The sequence below is a fragment of the Shewanella glacialimarina genome (genome assembly GCF_020511155.1).
Lineage (GTDB): Bacteria > Pseudomonadota > Gammaproteobacteria > Enterobacterales > Shewanellaceae > Shewanella > Shewanella glacialimarina.
The window spans coordinates 1,368,127-1,386,459 of sequence record NZ_CP041216.1; the positions used below are offsets into that span (position 1 = coordinate 1,368,127).

At 41.5% G+C, this 18,333-nt stretch carries 14 protein-coding genes and 3 tRNA genes; 15 read left to right on the top strand and 2 right to left on the bottom strand.

Features of this window, described 5'->3' with window-relative positions; genetic code table 11:
* The first annotated feature begins 165 nt into the window (after positions 1-165).
* The 7 genes from uvrY (at position 166) to blaOXA (ending at position 5,212) form a co-directional block, all read left to right on the top strand.
* Positions 166-810, top strand: a complete 645-nt coding sequence (uvrY, locus tag FJ709_RS05940; RefSeq protein ID WP_226414368.1) for a UvrY/SirA/GacA family response regulator transcription factor — start codon at positions 166-168, stop codon at positions 808-810.
* 74 nt (positions 811-884) lie between these two features.
* Entirely contained in the window at positions 885-2,717 is a 1,833-nt protein-coding gene (gene uvrC, locus FJ709_RS05945; protein ID WP_226414370.1) for an excinuclease ABC subunit UvrC, read from the top strand.
* Between the two features lie 44 nt (positions 2,718-2,761).
* Entirely contained in the window at positions 2,762-3,310 is a 549-nt protein-coding gene (gene pgsA, locus FJ709_RS05950) for a CDP-diacylglycerol--glycerol-3-phosphate 3-phosphatidyltransferase (RefSeq protein ID WP_226414372.1), read from the top strand.
* 157 nt (positions 3,311-3,467) lie between these two features.
* A tRNA-Gly gene (locus FJ709_RS05955) sits at positions 3,468-3,543 on the top strand.
* 18 nt (positions 3,544-3,561) lie between these two features.
* Positions 3,562-3,635: transfer RNA gene (locus FJ709_RS05960), tRNA-Cys, on the top strand.
* Between the two features lie 51 nt (positions 3,636-3,686).
* Positions 3,687-3,772: transfer RNA gene (locus FJ709_RS05965), tRNA-Leu, on the top strand.
* Between the two features lie 642 nt (positions 3,773-4,414).
* Positions 4,415-5,212: a class D beta-lactamase gene (gene blaOXA, locus FJ709_RS05970; RefSeq protein ID WP_226414374.1), complete on the top strand. Its 798-nt coding sequence runs from the start codon at positions 4,415-4,417 to the stop codon at positions 5,210-5,212.
* Positions 5,213-6,009: 797 nt separating this feature from the next.
* Here the strand turns inward: blaOXA and panP are convergent.
* On the bottom strand, positions 6,010-7,650 hold the full coding sequence (panP, locus tag FJ709_RS05975) for a pyridoxal-dependent aspartate 1-decarboxylase PanP (protein ID WP_226414376.1): 1,641 nt from the start codon (positions 7,648-7,650) through the stop codon (positions 6,010-6,012).
* A 516-nt stretch (positions 7,651-8,166) separates the two neighbouring features.
* Here panP and FJ709_RS05980 point away from each other — a divergent pair.
* Positions 8,167-10,134: a BCCT family transporter gene (locus tag FJ709_RS05980; protein WP_226414378.1), complete on the top strand. Its 1,968-nt coding sequence runs from the start codon at positions 8,167-8,169 to the stop codon at positions 10,132-10,134.
* Positions 10,135-10,243: 109 nt separating this feature from the next.
* The gene (locus FJ709_RS05985) at positions 10,244-10,597 is read left to right on the top strand and encodes a YajD family HNH nuclease (protein WP_226414380.1); all 354 of its coding nucleotides are present in this window, start codon (positions 10,244-10,246) and stop codon (positions 10,595-10,597) included.
* A gap of 125 nt (positions 10,598-10,722) precedes the next feature.
* On the opposite strand, the gene FJ709_RS05990 is transcribed toward FJ709_RS05985, so the two are convergent.
* Entirely contained in the window at positions 10,723-10,947 is a 225-nt protein-coding gene (locus FJ709_RS05990; protein ID WP_226414382.1) for a DUF1289 domain-containing protein, read from the bottom strand.
* A 98-nt stretch (positions 10,948-11,045) separates the two neighbouring features.
* Here FJ709_RS05990 and FJ709_RS05995 point away from each other — a divergent pair, with 98 nt between their 5' ends.
* The 6 genes from FJ709_RS05995 (at position 11,046) to FJ709_RS06020 (ending at position 18,304) form a co-directional block, all read left to right on the top strand.
* The gene (locus tag FJ709_RS05995) at positions 11,046-12,401 is read left to right on the top strand and encodes a methyltransferase (protein ID WP_226414385.1); all 1,356 of its coding nucleotides are present in this window, start codon (positions 11,046-11,048) and stop codon (positions 12,399-12,401) included.
* A gap of 304 nt (positions 12,402-12,705) precedes the next feature.
* Positions 12,706-13,755: a 3-oxoacyl-ACP synthase III gene (locus FJ709_RS06000; protein WP_226414388.1), complete on the top strand. Its 1,050-nt coding sequence runs from the start codon at positions 12,706-12,708 to the stop codon at positions 13,753-13,755.
* Positions 13,756-13,820: 65 nt separating this feature from the next.
* On the top strand, positions 13,821-14,714 hold the full coding sequence (locus FJ709_RS06005) for an alpha/beta fold hydrolase (RefSeq protein ID WP_226414391.1): 894 nt from the start codon (positions 13,821-13,823) through the stop codon (positions 14,712-14,714).
* 114 nt (positions 14,715-14,828) lie between these two features.
* Entirely contained in the window at positions 14,829-16,571 is a 1,743-nt protein-coding gene (gene oleC, locus FJ709_RS06010) for an olefin beta-lactone synthetase (protein WP_226414394.1), read from the top strand.
* Positions 16,571-17,641: a 2-alkyl-3-oxoalkanoate reductase gene (gene oleD / locus FJ709_RS06015; protein ID WP_226414397.1), complete on the top strand. Its 1,071-nt coding sequence runs from the start codon at positions 16,571-16,573 to the stop codon at positions 17,639-17,641. The genes oleC and oleD overlap by 1 nt, the downstream gene beginning before the upstream one ends.
* Positions 17,642-17,788: 147 nt before the next feature.
* Positions 17,789-18,304: a hypothetical protein gene (locus FJ709_RS06020; protein ID WP_226414400.1), complete on the top strand. Its 516-nt coding sequence runs from the start codon at positions 17,789-17,791 to the stop codon at positions 18,302-18,304.
* Positions 18,305-18,333: the final 29 nt, after the last annotated feature.

The window sequence follows — 18,333 nt, forward strand, 5'->3', positions numbered from 1 at the left end:
AAATTAGCTTATCGTGCTTGTCTTGCTTGTGTGAGTTCAAGGATTAGTGATAAATTTGTCTGCTAGAAACTTCAAAGCATCATATGTTTTATTATGTCGATGTTTCGCAAAACAAAAAATGCCAACATTCAGGATGAATGGCAAATAATAAATAGGTGGTTGAAGTTGATATCTGTATATTTAGTTGATGATCATGAGTTAGTTCGTACTGGGATCCGTCGCCTTTTAGAAGATGAGCGTGGGATTAAAGTGGTTGGTGAAGCGCATGATGGTGAAACCGCCGTACAATGGTCTCGTCAGAATGAAGCTGATGTTATTTTAATGGACATGAACATGCCTGGGATGGGCGGTTTAGAAGCTACACGTAAAATACTACGTTATCAGCCTGATGCTAAAATAATAGTACTAACGGTACAAACTGAAGACCCTTTCCCTAAAAAAGTTATGCAAGCAGGAGCGTCGGGTTACTTAACCAAAGGTTCAACTTCCCCAGAGGTTATCCGCGCAATTAGCCAAGTGTCTCGTGGCCAGCGTTATTTATCCCCTGAAATTGCGCAGCAAATGGCGTTAAGCCAGTTCGATAGCAGCGATGAAAATCCTTTTACTAGCCTTTCAGAGCGTGAGTTACAAATCATGCTGATGATAACCAACGGTGAGAAAGTAAATGAAATTTCTGAAAAGCTCAATCTAAGTCCTAAAACGGTTAATAGTTATCGTTACCGATTATTCGCTAAGTTAGGTATTAATGGTGATGTTGAATTGACCCGCTTAGCCATTCGATACAAAATGCTCGACACGGGTTCATTCTAATCAAAGTTCGCGAGAACCCAATTAGGTTGTCGTGATTTTTATTTGTGTCACCATTAAATGTGTTGTAATCAATTATGTCTGACGGGTTCCAATCTAAACCATTCCTTAGCACTGTAACATCATCACCTGGAGTTTATCGTATGTACGATAAACTCGACAAAGTGATTTATGTTGGCAAAGCCAAAGACCTTAAAAAGCGTTTAACCTCTTATTTTCGGTCTAATTTACCCAATGTAAAAACCCAGGCATTAGTCGCTAATATTGATCATATTGATGTCACAGTTACCCACAGCGAAACCGATGCACTTATTTTAGAAAATGACTATATCAAGCAGTACATGCCTAAATACAATGTATTGTTACGTGATGATAAGTCTTATCCTTATATTTTACTGAGTGGCCATAAACATCCGCGTTTGGCTTATCATCGCGGAGCAAAGCGCGAGAAAGGTCATTATTTTGGGCCATATCCTAACGGCGGAGCTGTTCGCGAAAGCCTTAATTTAATGCAGAAGTTATTTCCTATTCGTCAATGTGATGACCTGTACTACAAGTCTCGATCTCGCCCGTGTTTACAGTATCAATTGTCCCGTTGTAGCGCCCCGTGTGTTGGTATTGTGTCTGATGATGATTATCAAGAGCAGGTTAAATTAGCCACGTTATTTTTACGTGGTAAAGATCAGCAGGTGATCAGCACTTTAGTGGTTAAAATGGAACACGCTGCTATTAACATGGCCTATGAGCAAGCTGCTCAATACCGCGACCAAATTAGCGCATTACGTAAAGTGAGTGAGCAACAAGAAGTCTCTAATAATAAAGGTGATATGGACGTAATTGGCGTGCATTATGCGTCTGGAATTGTCTGTTTCCACTTACTGTTTATTCGCGAAGGTAAGATTTTTGGTAGCCGCAGTTATTATCCAAGTGTGCCAGTGGCCACAGAGTTAGATGAGGTACTATCATCATTTTTGGGGCAGTTTTATTTAAATGAAGACGTGCAGCGCACAGTGCCCAAAGAAGTGATTCTCAGCCACGAATTTGACGGGATGGAAGTGGTCGCCGCCTCAATAGAACAGGCGTTACAGAAAAAGTTTTCGATAAAAACACACGTTCGTGGTGAGCGAGCTAACTTTTTACGTTTAGCGATAACAAATGCCAGTAATGCCGTGGCTACCAGATTGTCACACAAGAATACAATTGAACAACGTTTTAGCTTACTAGAAGAGGCCTTAGAGCTGTCTACGCCAATAAACCGTATGGAATGCTTCGATATCAGCCATACCATGGGTGAGAGTACAGTGGCTTCGTGTGTGGTGTTTAATCGTGAAGGGCCGCATAAAGCGGATTATCGACGCTATAACATCAATGGTATAACGGGCGGAGATGATTATGCTGCAATGGAACAAGCAATTAGCCGCCGCTTTGACCGAATTGATGAAACCGGCAAGGTGCCTGATATTTTATTTATTGATGGTGGGCTAGGCCAACTTCGTATTGCGCAAAATATCGTTGATGAAAAATGCGCCCATTTAGCTAAACCACCTTTGATTGTGGGGGTAACGAAAGGAGAAGGGCGTAAAGCGGGGTTAGAAACCTTTGTATTAGGTGGTTCTGAAGAAATTATTCAAATTGCCAGTGATTCACCCGCATTTCACCTTGTGTTGCATATTCGAGATGAGTCTCATCGTTTTGCTATTACAGGACACCGTAATAAACGTCAGAAAACGCGTAATACTTCAACTTTAGAATCGATAGCGGGTGTTGGACCTAAAAGACGTAAAGCTTTATTGCAACATTTGGGCGGATTACAGGAAGTAAAGGGTGCCAGTGTGGCAGAATTAACAAAAGTTCCCGGAATTAGCCTAGAAATGGCACAAACGATTCATGACACATTGCGAGGGGGCTAAAATTAAGGCAAGATTGGCGCAGCTTACGAATAATTGGTCTATTTATGCCGTTTAACTTACCTATTGCATTAACACTGTTTCGTTTAGTGCTACTGCCTGTATTTATATTTTTCTTTTATTTACCCTATACTTGGGCACCTTTTGCTGCAGCATTTATTTTCTGGCTTGCTGCGGTGACGGATGCATTAGATGGTTATGCTGCCCGTAAATTAGGTCAACTAACCCGTTTTGGTGCTTTTTTAGACCCAGTTGCAGACAAGGTGATGGTATCGACTGCATTAGTCTTGTTGGTTCAGCAAAATGATAATATTTATTTAACTCTAGCCGCATTGTTTATGATTGGGCGTGAGATTGTTATTTCAGCATTACGAGAGTGGATGGCTGAAATAGGCAAACGTGGTGTTGTTGCCGTGTCCTGGATTGGCAAATATAAAACAGCAGCCCAAATGGCCGCGATAGTCGGTTTGATTTGGCAACCTACGCCATTTCTAACGGATATGGCCTATGTGTTGTTCTATGTGGCAGCATTGCTGACTTTCTGGTCGATGATAAGTTACATTTCAGCGGCTTGGAATGATTTAACCGCGGAATAGCACATAAATACTTCAATAAGATTATTTAGTGCGCAAACGATAAGTTTTAATAAAAACAGCAATTGACACCGGGGATGAAATCGGTAAAATGCACCCCCGTAGACAAGAGACTAACAGCTAGACAGCCTAGTGCTTAAAGCGAGTTAATCAGATTTACGCGACATTAGCTCAGTTGGTAGAGCGATACCTTGCCAAGGTATAGGTCATCAGTTCGAACCTGATATGTCGCTCCAAATCCTTTTTTACGTTGTGGCGCGATGGCAGAATGGCTATGCTGCGGATTGCAAATCCGTCGACCTCGGTTCGACTCCGGGTCGCGCCTCCACTAAATTGAGTTTGATTGCTAATATGTCTTTAGCCATTAAAACAACACTTTGCCCGAGTGGTGGAATCGGTAGACACAAGGGATTTAAAATCCCTCGCTGAATAAGCGTGCCAGTTCAAGTCTGGCCTCGGGTACCATTATTAGACTCACCTTGATATTTTATATCTGGATTGAGTGATGGATAAACAAGCCTCGACATTGCGTCGGGGCTTTTTTATGTCTGTAGGTTTTTAATGTTTGAATTAGCAGGCACGCTAAAGCAAGCGTGCCACTTTCCGTTGTCAGTGCAGTCTGGCCTCGGGTACCATTATTTATAGTAAGAAATTACATACTTAACTCTTTTTAATGAAGAATGGTGTGATAAAGCCTCAACAATAGTTGGGGCTTTTTTACGTCTGTAATTTAGCTTACATATTGAGTGATAAATAGATAAAAGCTAACGACGAACATAGATACTAGAACGGACTTAATCCTGCTAGTCCGCTACGCGGCTATAAGAGCGGGGGATTCGGAAAGTAGGTAGATTCTTTGGCTCATATTATTTATTTTATAAGATCATTGTCTTATGTTGCAGTGCCAGCTGAGTATAAAAAATATGTAATAAAAGTTAATTCCTATATCGTTATGGACAGTTTAGATTCTATGAATGGGTTATGGATATAAAACATTTTTGCCATTTTTTTGCCATAATTGATCAGATTTGTTTTCTAGAACTTCCAACAATGAGCTGATAATATTGGTCGTTAAAATCAACTTATTAGTTTATATATGGATTTATTATGCATCGTTTAGCTATATTGGCTGTATGTATTGTAGCGTCAATGTTCGTGTTACCTACTTTCGCAAAAGAGTGGATCGAAACTCCCCGTTGGGATAGTCATTTTACTCAACGTCAGGCCCAAGGCGTGATGGTGTTATGGAACGAAAATAAGCAACAAGGCTTAACTAACAGCCTTCAACGCGCGAACCAAGGCTATTTACCTGCTTCGACTTTTAAAATTCCTAATAGTTTGATTTCTCTTGAACTCGGTGTCGTCAAAGATGAATTTCAAGTTTTTAAATGGGATGGTAAAAAGAGAGACATTCTAACCTGGAATCATGATCAAACCATGATAACTGCGATGAAATATTCTGTTGTCCCTGTATATCAAGATTTTGCCCGCCAAATTGGTGAAAAACGAATGAGTAAGATGATTGCTTCTTTCGGTTATGGCAATGAGAACATATCTGGGGATTTAGAGAGTTTCTGGCTGGACGGTGATATACGTATCTCTGCAACTGAACAAATCAATTTCTTGCGTCGCTTGTATCACAATAAAATAAATGTATCCGAGCGTAGCCAGCGTATTGTCAAGAAAGCCATGCTCACTGAAGCCAATGGTGACTATATTATCCGTGCTAAAACCGGTTATGCGGTTAGAGCTAAGACTGGTATCGGTTGGTGGGTAGGTTGGGTTGAACTCGATGATAATGTATGGTTTTTTGCAATGAACATTGATATTCCTACATCTAATAGCTTGCCATTTCGCCAAGCTATTACTAAGGAAATATTAACGCAGGAAGGTATTATTTCTTAGCCGACTCGCGAGAGAAATTACCTCAGTATTAATTGAGCCTTTTAAGCATTTGGTAAGTTACAGAAATTTTTATCAGTACTTACGATTTGGTATTTAAAAATCCATTTTAAAGGACAAAAAATAGTTGATTTTGCTTCTGAATCGCCAATTTAGACAACTAACTTTTGCCAACTAAAACCTGGCATTAGAGTATGGTAGAGCAACATCGATTTATTCATCCCACTACTCACTTTATATTCAAAAATGAGTTAGTCATGTATGCAAATGGTAAAATTCAGCTTTGAACTTGAGGCCGTTGAAGACTTTTTTATAAAAGAATGCGTGAGCTGGCCATGGATGGCTCGCTAGCTTTCGCGGTACAGGTCGTTCCTTGGCATCCGGCCATCACGACATTCGTGAATCCATTCACATCAGATGTACCATCGGAAGCTATAGCATTTTCGAATAAGGCTGAAGAAGTCTGCAAATGTAGGTCAAAGTTAAATCTGACCCCATGGCGACTTTTCGCCGCTGTTGTTTTGTAAAGAGCGAAAATGTTGCGGGGCGGCTGGGCTAATTCTTTTATAAAGAGTAAAGAGGAAACAGCCGTTTGTTTCCTCTTGGTCTGGTGTGGGCGAAGCGCCATGACGTCAGTGGCCGTAGGCCATGAGTACAAAAGTACAAAAGTACAAAAGTACAAAAGTACAAAAGTACAAAAGTACAAAGAAAACACCGGGATCCCGGCTTAAAAACACTGCCGGGATGACGAGAAGGTCGCTAACAAGCTATAAACATCGAAGTTATTATGAGTCTGTGCTCTACAACGCCAACAGCTGTGGTAAATATTCGCTGTCTAACGCTGCAATTTCGACTTGTTCGGTGAGCACATCATGCAATATTTGATGACTGGTCAACGGATTAGCGAGTACCACACGAAATACTGTGGTTTGTTGGCGCAAGTATTTTGCCGGTTTAATCCGTGTTCGTGACACAAATGACTTGCCTTGTTCACGTTGATGTTTTTGAATGAATTGAGTTAATCCATCCAGTAGTTCGTTGATTGTTGCAACTAACTCTGTGTCTTGATTCGAGATGGCTGTTGTTAGTATTGCTTGTACCGATGCGGGGACGTAGCGATAGGTTAGTAAACATAACTCAGGCGCAGTGACTAATTCAAAATCCTTATGTTGTTCAATAATCGTTGCAAAATAACGGGCTTTTTCTAGGCTGTTATTAATGAGTATTTCATAGCCATCACGACCAATTATCTGCAGGCAAGCGTGCACTAACATCGCCATACCTGGGCGCGAACCTTCCAGGGTTTGACTGCCTAAATCTTTTGATCCCACACGGAGAATATATTCCGCATGATGGGCAATAGTATGTGCCAGTTCAGGGTCTTTAAATAACACCATACCAGCACCCATTGGCACATACATTTGTTTATGGGCATCAATAGTCACTGAGTCAGCCAGTTCAATTCCTTTAAGTAAATGACGATACTTATTGGACAATAAGCTGGCGCCGCCCCAGGCTGCGTCAACGTGAAAATGGCAGCCAAGTTCTGTGGCGAGTTCGGCTAACTCGGTTAGTGGGTCTACGTTACCTGTCTCTGTGGTGCCAGCAACGCCGACTATGGCCATTACTTTTATATTATTTTGCTTAAGCTTTAACGCGGCTTGACGCATGGCGGATACATCGACTTTATTATTGGCATCCGTAGGAATACTCACAATATTATCCCGACCAATGCTGAGTAAATCAGCGGCTTTACCTAATGAATAGTGGCCTCGTTCAGACACTAAAATTGCTAAGTCATCATAACCATAATGGCGTAGTGCTTTAAGCATGCCTTCTCGGCCTACACCTTTGAAACTTCCCTCAGCTTTTAACACTTGATTGCGTGCTATCCACAGTGCAGTAATGTTGGCCACTGTACCACCAGAGCAAAATGCGCCTAAAGAATGATTGGCGCTGTGCATCCATTGTTGGTAAAAAGTTTCATCTTGATCATAAATTAAATGATGAATCATGCCTAAAACCTGACGCTCAAGCGGGGTAAAGGCTTTAGATGTTTCAATTTTAACTAAGTTTTGATTGAGCCCAACCATCATTTTAGACAAGGGCAATACAAAATAGGGTAAGGCAGAAGTCATGTGGCCAATAAAGCTCGGCGCTGATGTATGCACTGAGTGAGCCACTAAGTTTTGCATGATTTCATCTGTATAATCAGATACAAAGCGTGGCGCAGCAGGTATTTCAAACGCTTGAAAATCGGTTTCTATTTCTGCCAATGGTTTTTCTAACGCGGCAATGCTGTTTCCCAAAAAACCAGCTAAGTCTTGGGAAAGCTTTTGTTCGATAATACTTAAGGTCGACTTAGCATCTTCTGGCACAGTAAAAATGCGCAATAAACTTTGTTCTGATGCATCAGCTTGACGGGTTATATTCGAGGTCATTTAGGCTTGCCGTAATAATAAAAAAGCGCCTCAATGAGTATTGATTAATGTTGATAGAAGTACAACAACACCCATTGACGAAATAAGGGGGCTAACTTTACTTTATGGCTTAGTTTGCTTCAAGTTTTTATCTTCATTGCCTGTGGCGCAATCGTCATATTTTTACTACAGCTTTATCACCTAAACTAACCGCAGTAACTAACGCGCAATACCCATGTTAGGCACATTGAATTTCTGCATGGTTTGCAGCACAACGCATGCTCGGCTAGATTGGCAATCATTTTGCGTTGGTCGACAGTTACGGCTTTTTAACTGATTAGGTGTTTTTATTTTACACATACACAATAAAAATGTTCGATTACCGCACTAGAGTGATGTTTATCCGCATGCCTGCACTAAATAGCCGTCAGTTATGCTAGTATTAGCCACTAATTTTTGTGCCGTTTTAATTAAAGAATAACACCTATTCTTTAATTAACTTTTTGGTACAAAGTGTTACTTTTTACGGGAGACATTATGTCTATTAAGACAAGTATCAACCCGCCTGTATTTCTCTCTTCAGTTATTCTTATTACCATGATGGTTTTACTATGCGCCATCGCACCAACTGAAGCTAGCTTGTTTTTTAAATCAGTACAACACTGGTTAGAAGTGAAAACGGGTTGGATGTACATATTAGGCGTTGCCATTTTCTTAGTGTTTATCATTTTTGTCATGATGAGCCGCTTTGGAGATATTAAGTTGGGGCCAGAGCATTCTGTGCCAGATTATAGTTATAAAAGTTGGATCGCCATGCTGTTTTCGGCAGGTATGGGCATAGGCCTGATGTTCTTTGGTGTTGCTGAGCCTGTGATGCATTACCTGGCGCCACCCGATGCATCACCTGAATCGATTAAAGCGGCGAAAGATGCATTAAAGATTACTTTTTTCCACTGGGGCATTCATGCCTGGGCTATTTATGCTGTAGTGGCATTGTCTTTAGCCTACTTCTCGTATCGACACAAATTACCTTTATTACCTCGCTCCGCTTTATACCCGTTAATTGGCGAGCGGATTTATGGCCCAATTGGTCATGCCGTTGATACCTTTGCGGTACTTGGCACCATGTTTGGTGTGGCCACGTCATTAGGTTTTGGTGTGCTGCAGATAAACTCAGGTTTGAGCTATCTTATTGACGGCCTGCCTAACAACACCACAGTGCAGGTGGTGTTGATTGTGATTATTACAGGCATGGCCACTTTATCGGTGTTTTCAGGACTCGATAAAGGGGTGAAACGCTTAAGTGAGTTGAATTTAGGTTTAGCATTATTATTAATGGTATCGGTATTGGTTCTGGGGCCAACTGTGTTGTTGATGCAATCTTTTGTGCAAAACACCGGTGGATATTTAAGTGAGATTGTTGGTAAAACCTTTAACTTATATGCCTATGAGCAAAAAGATGACTGGATAGGCGGTTGGACTTTATTGTATTGGGGCTGGTGGATTTCATGGTCTCCTTTTGTGGGCACCTTCATTGCGCGCGTCAGTCGCGGTCGTACTATTCGTGAATTCTTAATCGGCGTGTTATTTGTGCCATCAGCGATTACTTTTTTATGGATGACAGTGTTTGGTAATACGGCAATCGATGCCATTGCCAATCATGGTGCGAGTTATTTATCTGAAGCGGTATCCAGTGATGTATCAGTTGCACTGTTCAAGTTTTTTGAACACATGCCATTCTCGACGATTTTATCAACAATTGCTGTCTGCTTAGTGGTGACATTCTTTGTGACATCATCTGATTCTGGCTCACTGGTTATTGATAATTTAACCTCGGGCGGTGACAATAATGCTCCGGTTTGGCAACGTATATTTTGGGCGGCATTACAGGGTGTTGTAGCATCTGTGTTGTTGGTGGCGGGTGGTTTACAAGCGCTGCAAACGGCCGCTATCGCCAGTGCAATGCCATTTTTAATCGTGATGCTATTGATGTGTGTGGGTCTGTATAAAGCATTAAAAGATGATTGGCTTAAAATCAACAGCGTGCAGTCGCACAATACCAGCGTGCAATATGTTAAGGCCAATATGACCTGGCAAGACAGGTTAGATATTTTAGTGTCTATGCCCACTAGAGAGGATGCACAAAATTATCTTGATACCATAGCTCAACCGGCTTTAACAGAGATGAGAGATACCTTAATAAGCAAGGGCCAATTAGCGGATATTATTTTTAAGGATGAGCGGGTTAGGTTAGTTATTGGTCCCGATGACTTATTATCGTTTGTATATGGCCTTCGAATACGAGCTTACACAGTTACGGGCACAACAGAAGAGAATATTAGCTCTGATCAAGCTTATTATCGTGTGGAGGTTTTCCTTGAGCACGGTGGTCAGCAATATGATGTGATGGGTTACACTCAAGAGCAAATTACAGCTGATATTGTCACTCAATATGAGCGTTATTTGCATTACGTGCACTTGTCTCATGCGGAACTTGTCGATTAATTAACGCTAATTACTGCACATTTGTGCATTAACAAAACAAAATCATTGCCCCAAGCGATAAGCCTTATTATCCTTGGGGCAATTTATTTATGCTGAGGTTAGATTCGACATGGTTGGTGAGAGCAAATTAGACAAGGTATTGGCTGAAGCAAGAGACTATAAAGCCAAGCGTGAGACCGGTTATCGTGAACAGGCGTTAAAGCTCTACCCTTGGGTTTGCGGACGCTGTACTCGAGAGTTTACCCATAAAAACTTGAGTGAGTTAACCGTACATCATCGTGATCATAACCACGATAACAATCCATCGGACGGCACTAATTGGGAATTGTTGTGTTTATATTGTCATGATAATGAGCATTCGCGTTTTGAAGAGTTAATTCGTTATGGCAGTACTACAGAAAACAAGCAAGATGTCGCGACCCATAATCCGTTTGCCAATTTAAAGTCGATGATGAAAAAGTAAGCTTGTTTATTCATAGTGCCAATAGCCATATCAGCTTGAATGCCGTTAATGGGTCAAGCTGAGTGCTATTGTTTACGTTTGCTTGAGAGTGCCAGTTAATACATTAATAATGTTGTGATGTTTGCCTAAAGTAATCTTTTTTCAGCATCTAACCATTTAGCTCTTGATAGAGCCTGGTTATTTTTACTGTCAGCAAACTGTAATTTACGAGATTCTAGTTGATCCAAAATGTGTTGCTGTTGTTGATCGTTGGCCTGTGACCAGATAACAATTTCATCGATATGTCGATAACACCCCATACAGAAGTCATCTTCATTTAAGCCGCATCGCGCGACACAAGGAGAGTGCATTTAATTTTACCTATAATTATTGATTAAATGAGGTTAACAACGCGATATTACCATGTTTAAAATTGAGCTGTTACAATTGCAGTTATCGATTTGCTAATGTGTTAACTGTCATTATGGCCGAACAGGTTCAAATATCTCAGCAAGATAGCGAGTTAACGCAATCTGCAGCGCTCCCCCTAAAAGATGTTATCAAGCCAGATTACGCTACTCGGCTAAGCCAATTATCCAAGTTATTAGCGTTGACTCAGCCTTTATGGCAGGTGGTGGCATTTGATTGCAAGTACCTGCCTTGGCAACAAGCATTTCCAACATTAGCAGCCAAACTATGGCGCATTCCTGATACTGAGATTGATCTAATAGACAGTAACCCCTCGTTACTGTTAAGCAGTTTACTGCCGGCATTAGAACAGGATTTGCAAGCTGCAAAACAGCACCAGACTCTCAGTTTGCTGCCGTTACTTAATCGCCAAGCTTATGAGTTGGCAGCGGAAATAAATCAGCCCATTGATGAGTCTGCTCTTAAACATTTTAGTGGTCATATTAAAGGCCGTAAATGGCAACAAATTATTGCTTTTACTGAGCAGGCTTTTGCTAATAACCATGACCACCTTCCAATACTTGAGTGGTGCGCAGGTAAGGGTCATTTAGGCCGATTGATTGCAAAAACACAACAAGGTTCTGTGACCAGCTTAGAGTGGCAACAGGATCTCTGTGAGCAAGGGCAGTCTTTTGCTGATAAATGGCAGTTAGACCAGAAATTTTTTTGTGCAGATGCGTTTGCCGATGTTGGCGCAAATACTTCGCCGATTAAACAAACACAACATGCAGTGGCTTTGCATGCCTGTGGCGATTTACATGTTCGTTTACTTCACTTGGCCTGTGAAGCAGGTACCCAGATTATTTCAATTTCGCCATGTTGTTATCATTTAATTCAAGATAGCCATTATCAGCCATTATCAAGTATCGCAAAACAAGCTAAATTAACCTTGTCCCGACATGATTTACAATTGCCATTGCAGCAAAGCGTGATTGCCAATCAAAAACACAATGTCCTAAGACAACAAGAAATAGCATGGCGTTTAGGGTTTGATAGTTTGCAAAGAACAGTACGCCAATCGGATCAATATTTGCCCATACCCACCATCAAGCAAAGCCAGTTAGCCAGTTCGTTTAGTGATTTTTGTTTTTGGGCAGCAGCCCAGAAAAGTATATCTATACCCAGTGATACTATTTTTGATGATTATCTTCAGCAAGGGCTTAACCGTCAGAGGTTAACCCAGCGGATCGATCTGGTTCGACATTTATTCAGGCAAGCTATCGAGCAATGGTTGTTAATAGATAGAGTGTGCTTTTTAAACGAGCAAGGTTACCAGGTAACACTGACGGAATTTTGTCCAACTGAAATAACCCCAAGAAATGCTTTAATCCATGCCTATAAAACACATTTGGTTTAATTTATGTTATTAAGCTTTTGTTTAGACTGTTTTATTTTATAAAAGTCTGATTGATTCAGTTATCTAGCGCAAACTTAATTTACAGCAAGCGAATAATTAAATAGCAAAACCATGTGAGTTTTAACGGTTTTTTATTGCAGTTTTAAGCCATTCTTGTTCAAATGTCGGGTTATTAGTGAATTACAACAAATCAAGCCACCCAACAGTGATGTTTGTGTAACGACATCTTGGTATAAATGACCCTGTGCTTTGGATATTTAAGCCAAATCTGAGTGGTATTGAGTAAAAGTGAACAAATGGTTTAATGAAATACTCTCGCGTGTTTATCAATAGTCTGGCTTATGAGCTAGCGCCTCAAATTGTCACAAGTCTAGATCTCGAATCTCGTCTTGCGCCTTTATATCAAAAGTTTCGTATACCTATGGGGCAACTTGCTGCTTTAACGGGCATCACTGAGCGCCGCTGGTGGCCTAAAGGTTATCGTCTATCTGACGGTGCAATTGCTGCGGCAAATAAAGCAGTGAATGAAACCGGCATCAATGTGAGCGACTTAGGGGCTGTGGTTTATACCGGAGTGTGCCGTGACCAACACGAACCGGCAACGGCTTGTCGTATTGCCGCTAAGTTAGGTGTATCTAAAGATACTGCTATTTATGATATCAGTAATGCTTGCTTAGGCGTTTTATCCGGTATTTTAGATATTGCTAACCGTATTGAACTTGGACAAATTAAAGCCGGTATGGTGGTGTCTTGTGAATCTGCTCGCGATATCGTTGAAGCAACCATAGACCATATGTTGGCTGAACCGACTATGCAAAATTTTGCCCAGTCATTAGCTACTTTAACAGGTGGCTCTGGCGCGGTGGCAGTTATTTTGACTGATGGCAGTTTATCGCTTAAAAATACTCGTCAGCACCAATTATTAGGCGCAAGTCATCTTTCAGCACCCGAGCATCACAATTTATGCGAGTGGGGCTTACAGGAAGCGGGGCATATGTTGTACCGCGAATTTATGCGTACCGATGCGGTAACCTTGTTAAAAGAAGGCGTCGACTTAGCCAAGCATACCTGGGATCATTTTCTAGAACAGCGTGATTGGGTTGTGGAACAGGTTGATAAGGTCATTTGCCATCAGGTAGGGGCATCTAATCGTAGGCAAGTGTTGAATGCGTTAAACATTCCGCAAGAAAAAGAATATCCAACCTATCAAACCTTAGGCAATATGGGCACGGTGTCTTTACCCGTTACTGCGGCTATGGCCCATGATGAAGGCTTTTTACGTCAAGGCGATCAAGTCAGCTTTTTAGGTATTGGCAGTGGTTTGAACTGCATGATGTTAGGGATTAAGTGGTAAAAATCCCTTATTAATTGAACACAACTCATTGAACATAAAACAATAAGCATTCAATAGGACACATCATGACGTCGCACACAGAACAATTACAGTCATTACTGCCATTTGAAAGCCATTTTTTAGATAGAAATGGCCATCAGTTACATTATATTAATGAAGGCCAGGGCGAACCTGTTGTTATGGTTCATGGTAATCCAAGCTGGTGTTATTACTTTCGCAACTTAGTCAGTGCGCTTAGTGCTAATCATCAGTGTATTGTGCCTGATCATATAGGTTGTGGAATATCCGACAAACCAAATGATCCTGATTATGATTACACCCTAAACAATCGTATTGATGATTTAGAAGCCCTACTAGACAGTTTAGGTATTACAGAGAACATTACCTTAGTCTGTCATGACTGGGGCGGGATGATAGGCACAGGCTTTGCTGCACGTCATCCTGAGCGAATTAAACGTTTAGTGTATTTAAATACCGCAGCGTTTCATTTACCTCAGTCTAAGCCGTTTCCTTGGGCATTGTGGATTTGCCGTGAAACCTTATTAGGCACCTTGTTAGTGCGCGGTTTAAATGCATTTTCTTCAGCCGCATCGTATGTCGGTGTTAAGCGCAAACCTATGGATAAAGCCGTGCGTGAAGCCTATGTCGCGCCATTTAATTCGTGGAAAAACCGTATTTCGACCATTCGTTTTGTGCAGGATATCCCATTAAAACCAGGTGATCGTAACTTTGATTTAGTCACTGACATTGGTGATAGCCTAGCTAAGTTTGCGGATGTGCCCACCTTGATTTGTTTTGGTTTACAAGATTTTGTGTTTGATAAACACTTTTTAGCCGAGTGGCGAGTACGTATGCCCCACGCTGAAGTTCATGAGTTTGCAGACTGTGGACATTATATTTTGGAAGACGCCAGTGACGATGTTATTGAGCTAATTCAAGGTTTTATCAAGCAAAACTAAAGGCTCTTCGGAGCCTTTTTTATTAAAGACTTAAGAATTTTTATCGGTAATAACGGCAAATTGATTTAATTGGCATTATTTTTATTCCACTTTGATTAAGTAACTCAGCTATTTATGACTAACTCAACATCTTTGCCTGATCCAACAGCGGATCAACACACGCAGCCTAACTCAGTAACTGAATATGCTAATTTGTGTCAGCATTTAGTGAATGCCGCTATGCACAGCCCTGATTTATTAGCGGTAGCAGTGCAACAGGCTAAAAGCTACGGCCAGTATCAATATCAAGAGTTAACCTTTGCCGAACTGCATAAACAATCCGACGAGATGGCCTATAAGCTCAACGCCGCTGGCATTCAACAGGGCATGAAAGCGGTATTAATGGTGTCGCCAAATATCGCTTTTTTCAATCTTACTTTTGCACTTTTTAAAGCCGGTATCATTCCCATTTTAGTTGATCCAGGTATGGGGATTAACAATCTAAAGCAATGCTTTATTGAAGCCAAACCTGACGCCTTTATTGGTATACCTAAAGCCCATATAGCAAGACGTATACTCGGTTGGGGAAAAAAATCAGTCAAGTATTGCATTAATGTTGGCGGTAATCGCGTTGAGCGCTGGCTAGCGGGTTGCCTCAGTATTGAGTCGTTAAAACAGGTTAATGGTACCCAGTACAATCGTTATCCTATGGTTAAATTAGCCGAAGATGAGATGGCCGCAATTCTGTTTACCAGTGGCAGTACCGGCACGCCCAAAGGCGTGGTTTACAGCCATAAAATGTTTGAGGCCCAAATCAGTGCCTTAAGAAATGACTATGGCATTAGCGTTGGCGAACGCGACTTAGCCACTTTCCCGCTGTTTTCATTATTTGGCCCCGCCTTAGGCATGGCTTCAATTGTGCCTGACATGGATGCCAGTAAGCCTATTACGGCTGAGCCGAAACACTTATTTGCGGCAATCACGCAATATCAATGCAGCAATATGTTTGTTAACCCCGCACTTCTTGAACGATTAGGCCAGGCTGGCGAGCAAACTCAACATAAGCTGACCTCGGTAAAGCGGGTTATTTCAGCCGGCGCGCCAGCAACTATTTCATCTATCAAACGTTTCAGCAATATGCTTGAGCCTGACGTTGAAGTGCTTAATTCCTATGGCGCGACCGAGTCGTTGCCCATCAGTAAAATTGCCAGCAGCGCATTATTCACTACAACCGATAAAACCGATCAAGGCGCAGGCATTTGTGTCGGTCAGGCCATTGAGGGTGTTGAAATAGCGATAATCGATATCGTTGAGGCGCCAATAGCCCATTGGACAGACGATTTAATATTACCCGCTAATCAAATAGGCGAAATTGTGGTGAAAGGTGGCATGGTCAGCCAGGCCTACTATCAACGTGATAGCGCCACCGCAGGGGCAAAAATACAAGACGGCACGCAGATGCGTCACCGAATGGGTGATGTTGGCTACCTTGATGAGAATAACCAACTGTGGATGTGCGGCCGAAAAGCCCACAGAGTAGATGCCAGCGTGAAGGGCCAGTATGAAAAACGGTATTTTTCTATTCCTTGCGAGCGCGTATTTAATACCCATGAGCAAGTGAAACGTTCAGCGTTAGTGCCAGTGACTATTGATGGCAGTATTGTGCCACTCTTATGTATAGAACTGAATAAAGGGGTGGTGTGCTCAACCTCAAAAGTGCTGTATCAAGCCCTACTCGAACTTGCTAATGCTCATCCACATACCCAGGGGATAAGCCGCTTTTTAATTCATCCAGAATTCCCGGTTGATGTGCGTCATAATGCTAAAATATTTCGTGAAAAATTAGCAGTTTGGGCTCAAAAAGAATGGAAAGAATAATGTTTGAACAACACACTATGCTGACAGATTATCCAATTGAAGAGCAAGTTGCACTAAATCAACTCAAGCAAAAGGTGGCGAAGGTTTTTGTCACAGGTGCAGGGGGTTTTTTAGGTTTTGCTATCTGTAAACGACTCATTGCCGCAGGTATTGCCGTGGTGGGTTTTGCAAGAAGTGATTACCCTAAATTAACTCAGATGGGCGTGCACTTAATTCAAGGCGATATTGCTAACCCTGAGCAAGTGACTGAGGCGATGCAAGGCTGTGATCTGGTATTCCATGTGGCGTCTAAGGCTGGAGTTTGGGGCAGTAAACAGAGTTATTTTTCACCTAATGTTGATGGCGCAGATAACATTATTAACGCCTGCCAACGATTAAATATTCAATACTTAATTTATACCAGTACCCCAAGTGTGACCTTTGCCGGTGAGGATGAGAATGGTATCAATGAACAGGCACCCTATGCCAAAAGCTATTTAAATTATTACGGTGAGTCTAAGGCGATTGCTGAAAAAATGATGCTAGCGGCTAATAGTCCACATTTAAAGACTACCGCGTTAAGACCGCATCTTATCTGGGGGCCGAATGATCCCCACCTTGTCCCACGGGTGATTGAACGAGCCAAAGCAGGGCGCTTAAAGCTGGTCGGCAAGCAGGATAAGTTAGTCGATACTATTTATGTCGACAATGCGGCCTATGCGCATCTTCTAGCGGCGGTTGATTTAACCTCAGCGGCAAAATCTGCGGGTAAAGCGTATTTTCTCAGTAATGATCAACCTATTACCATGGCGCAAATGCTCAATAAAATATTAGCCTGTGTTGATTTACCTCCGGTGAGTAAGCGAGTACCAGCGGGATTAGCTTATGGTGTAGGCGCCTTGCTTGAATCTGTTTATTTGGCATTAAATAAAGCCGAAGAACCAATCATGACCAAGTTTGTCGCTAAGCAGTTATCAACCAGTCATTATTTTGATATTAGCGCCGCTAAAAAAGACTTAGGTTACCAACCTCTGGTATCGATTGACGAGGGGATGCTTCGATTAGCTGACTCACTAGTCAGTACGCGGTAATTGATTTACGTTATCAGCTCAAGTCACTTTCATACACAGACTGATATGCAGACTTTAGTGTATTTACTGTTGACGATTTTAAGGTATGCTTTGCGCTAATTTACCTTCACACCCTATTTATGATCAATGCTATAAGGAAGTAGTGTTATGCATATCAAATCCGTTCTCTCATCTTCAAATGTTCTATTATTAGCTTGCCGTTGTAGTTTATTACTGATTCTTGTCAGCCTGACTATAGCTCAAACGGGGCAAGCTATTCCGTTAAATACTCAGCTTGAAGTGTTTTATGCTGAACAGGAACACGTTGAATCTAATCCATTAATCGGTACATGGCAGCTAGTGTCAGGTCAATATCTTGATGACAAGCAGCAATGGATCGATTATAAAAGTCTAGATTTAACTTCGATCAAAATAATATCTAAAAGTCATTTCAGTTTTACCACGATGAAGTCTGTCCAGGGCTCTAAACAATTTTGGGCTGCGGGAACCGGTACTTATCATCTTACCGATAAATATTATATTGAAACCCCGGAGCTTAATTCGTTTGGAGTAGCTGAAGATGTAAGCTTCAAATTTGAATATCAGCTTAAGCAAAACCAACTGCATACAAAGCGCGTTGAAAATGGTGTGTTAAAAGAGACCGAGATTTGGCGACGGATCTAAAATTATTTTATATCTTTTGGCTCAGGCTT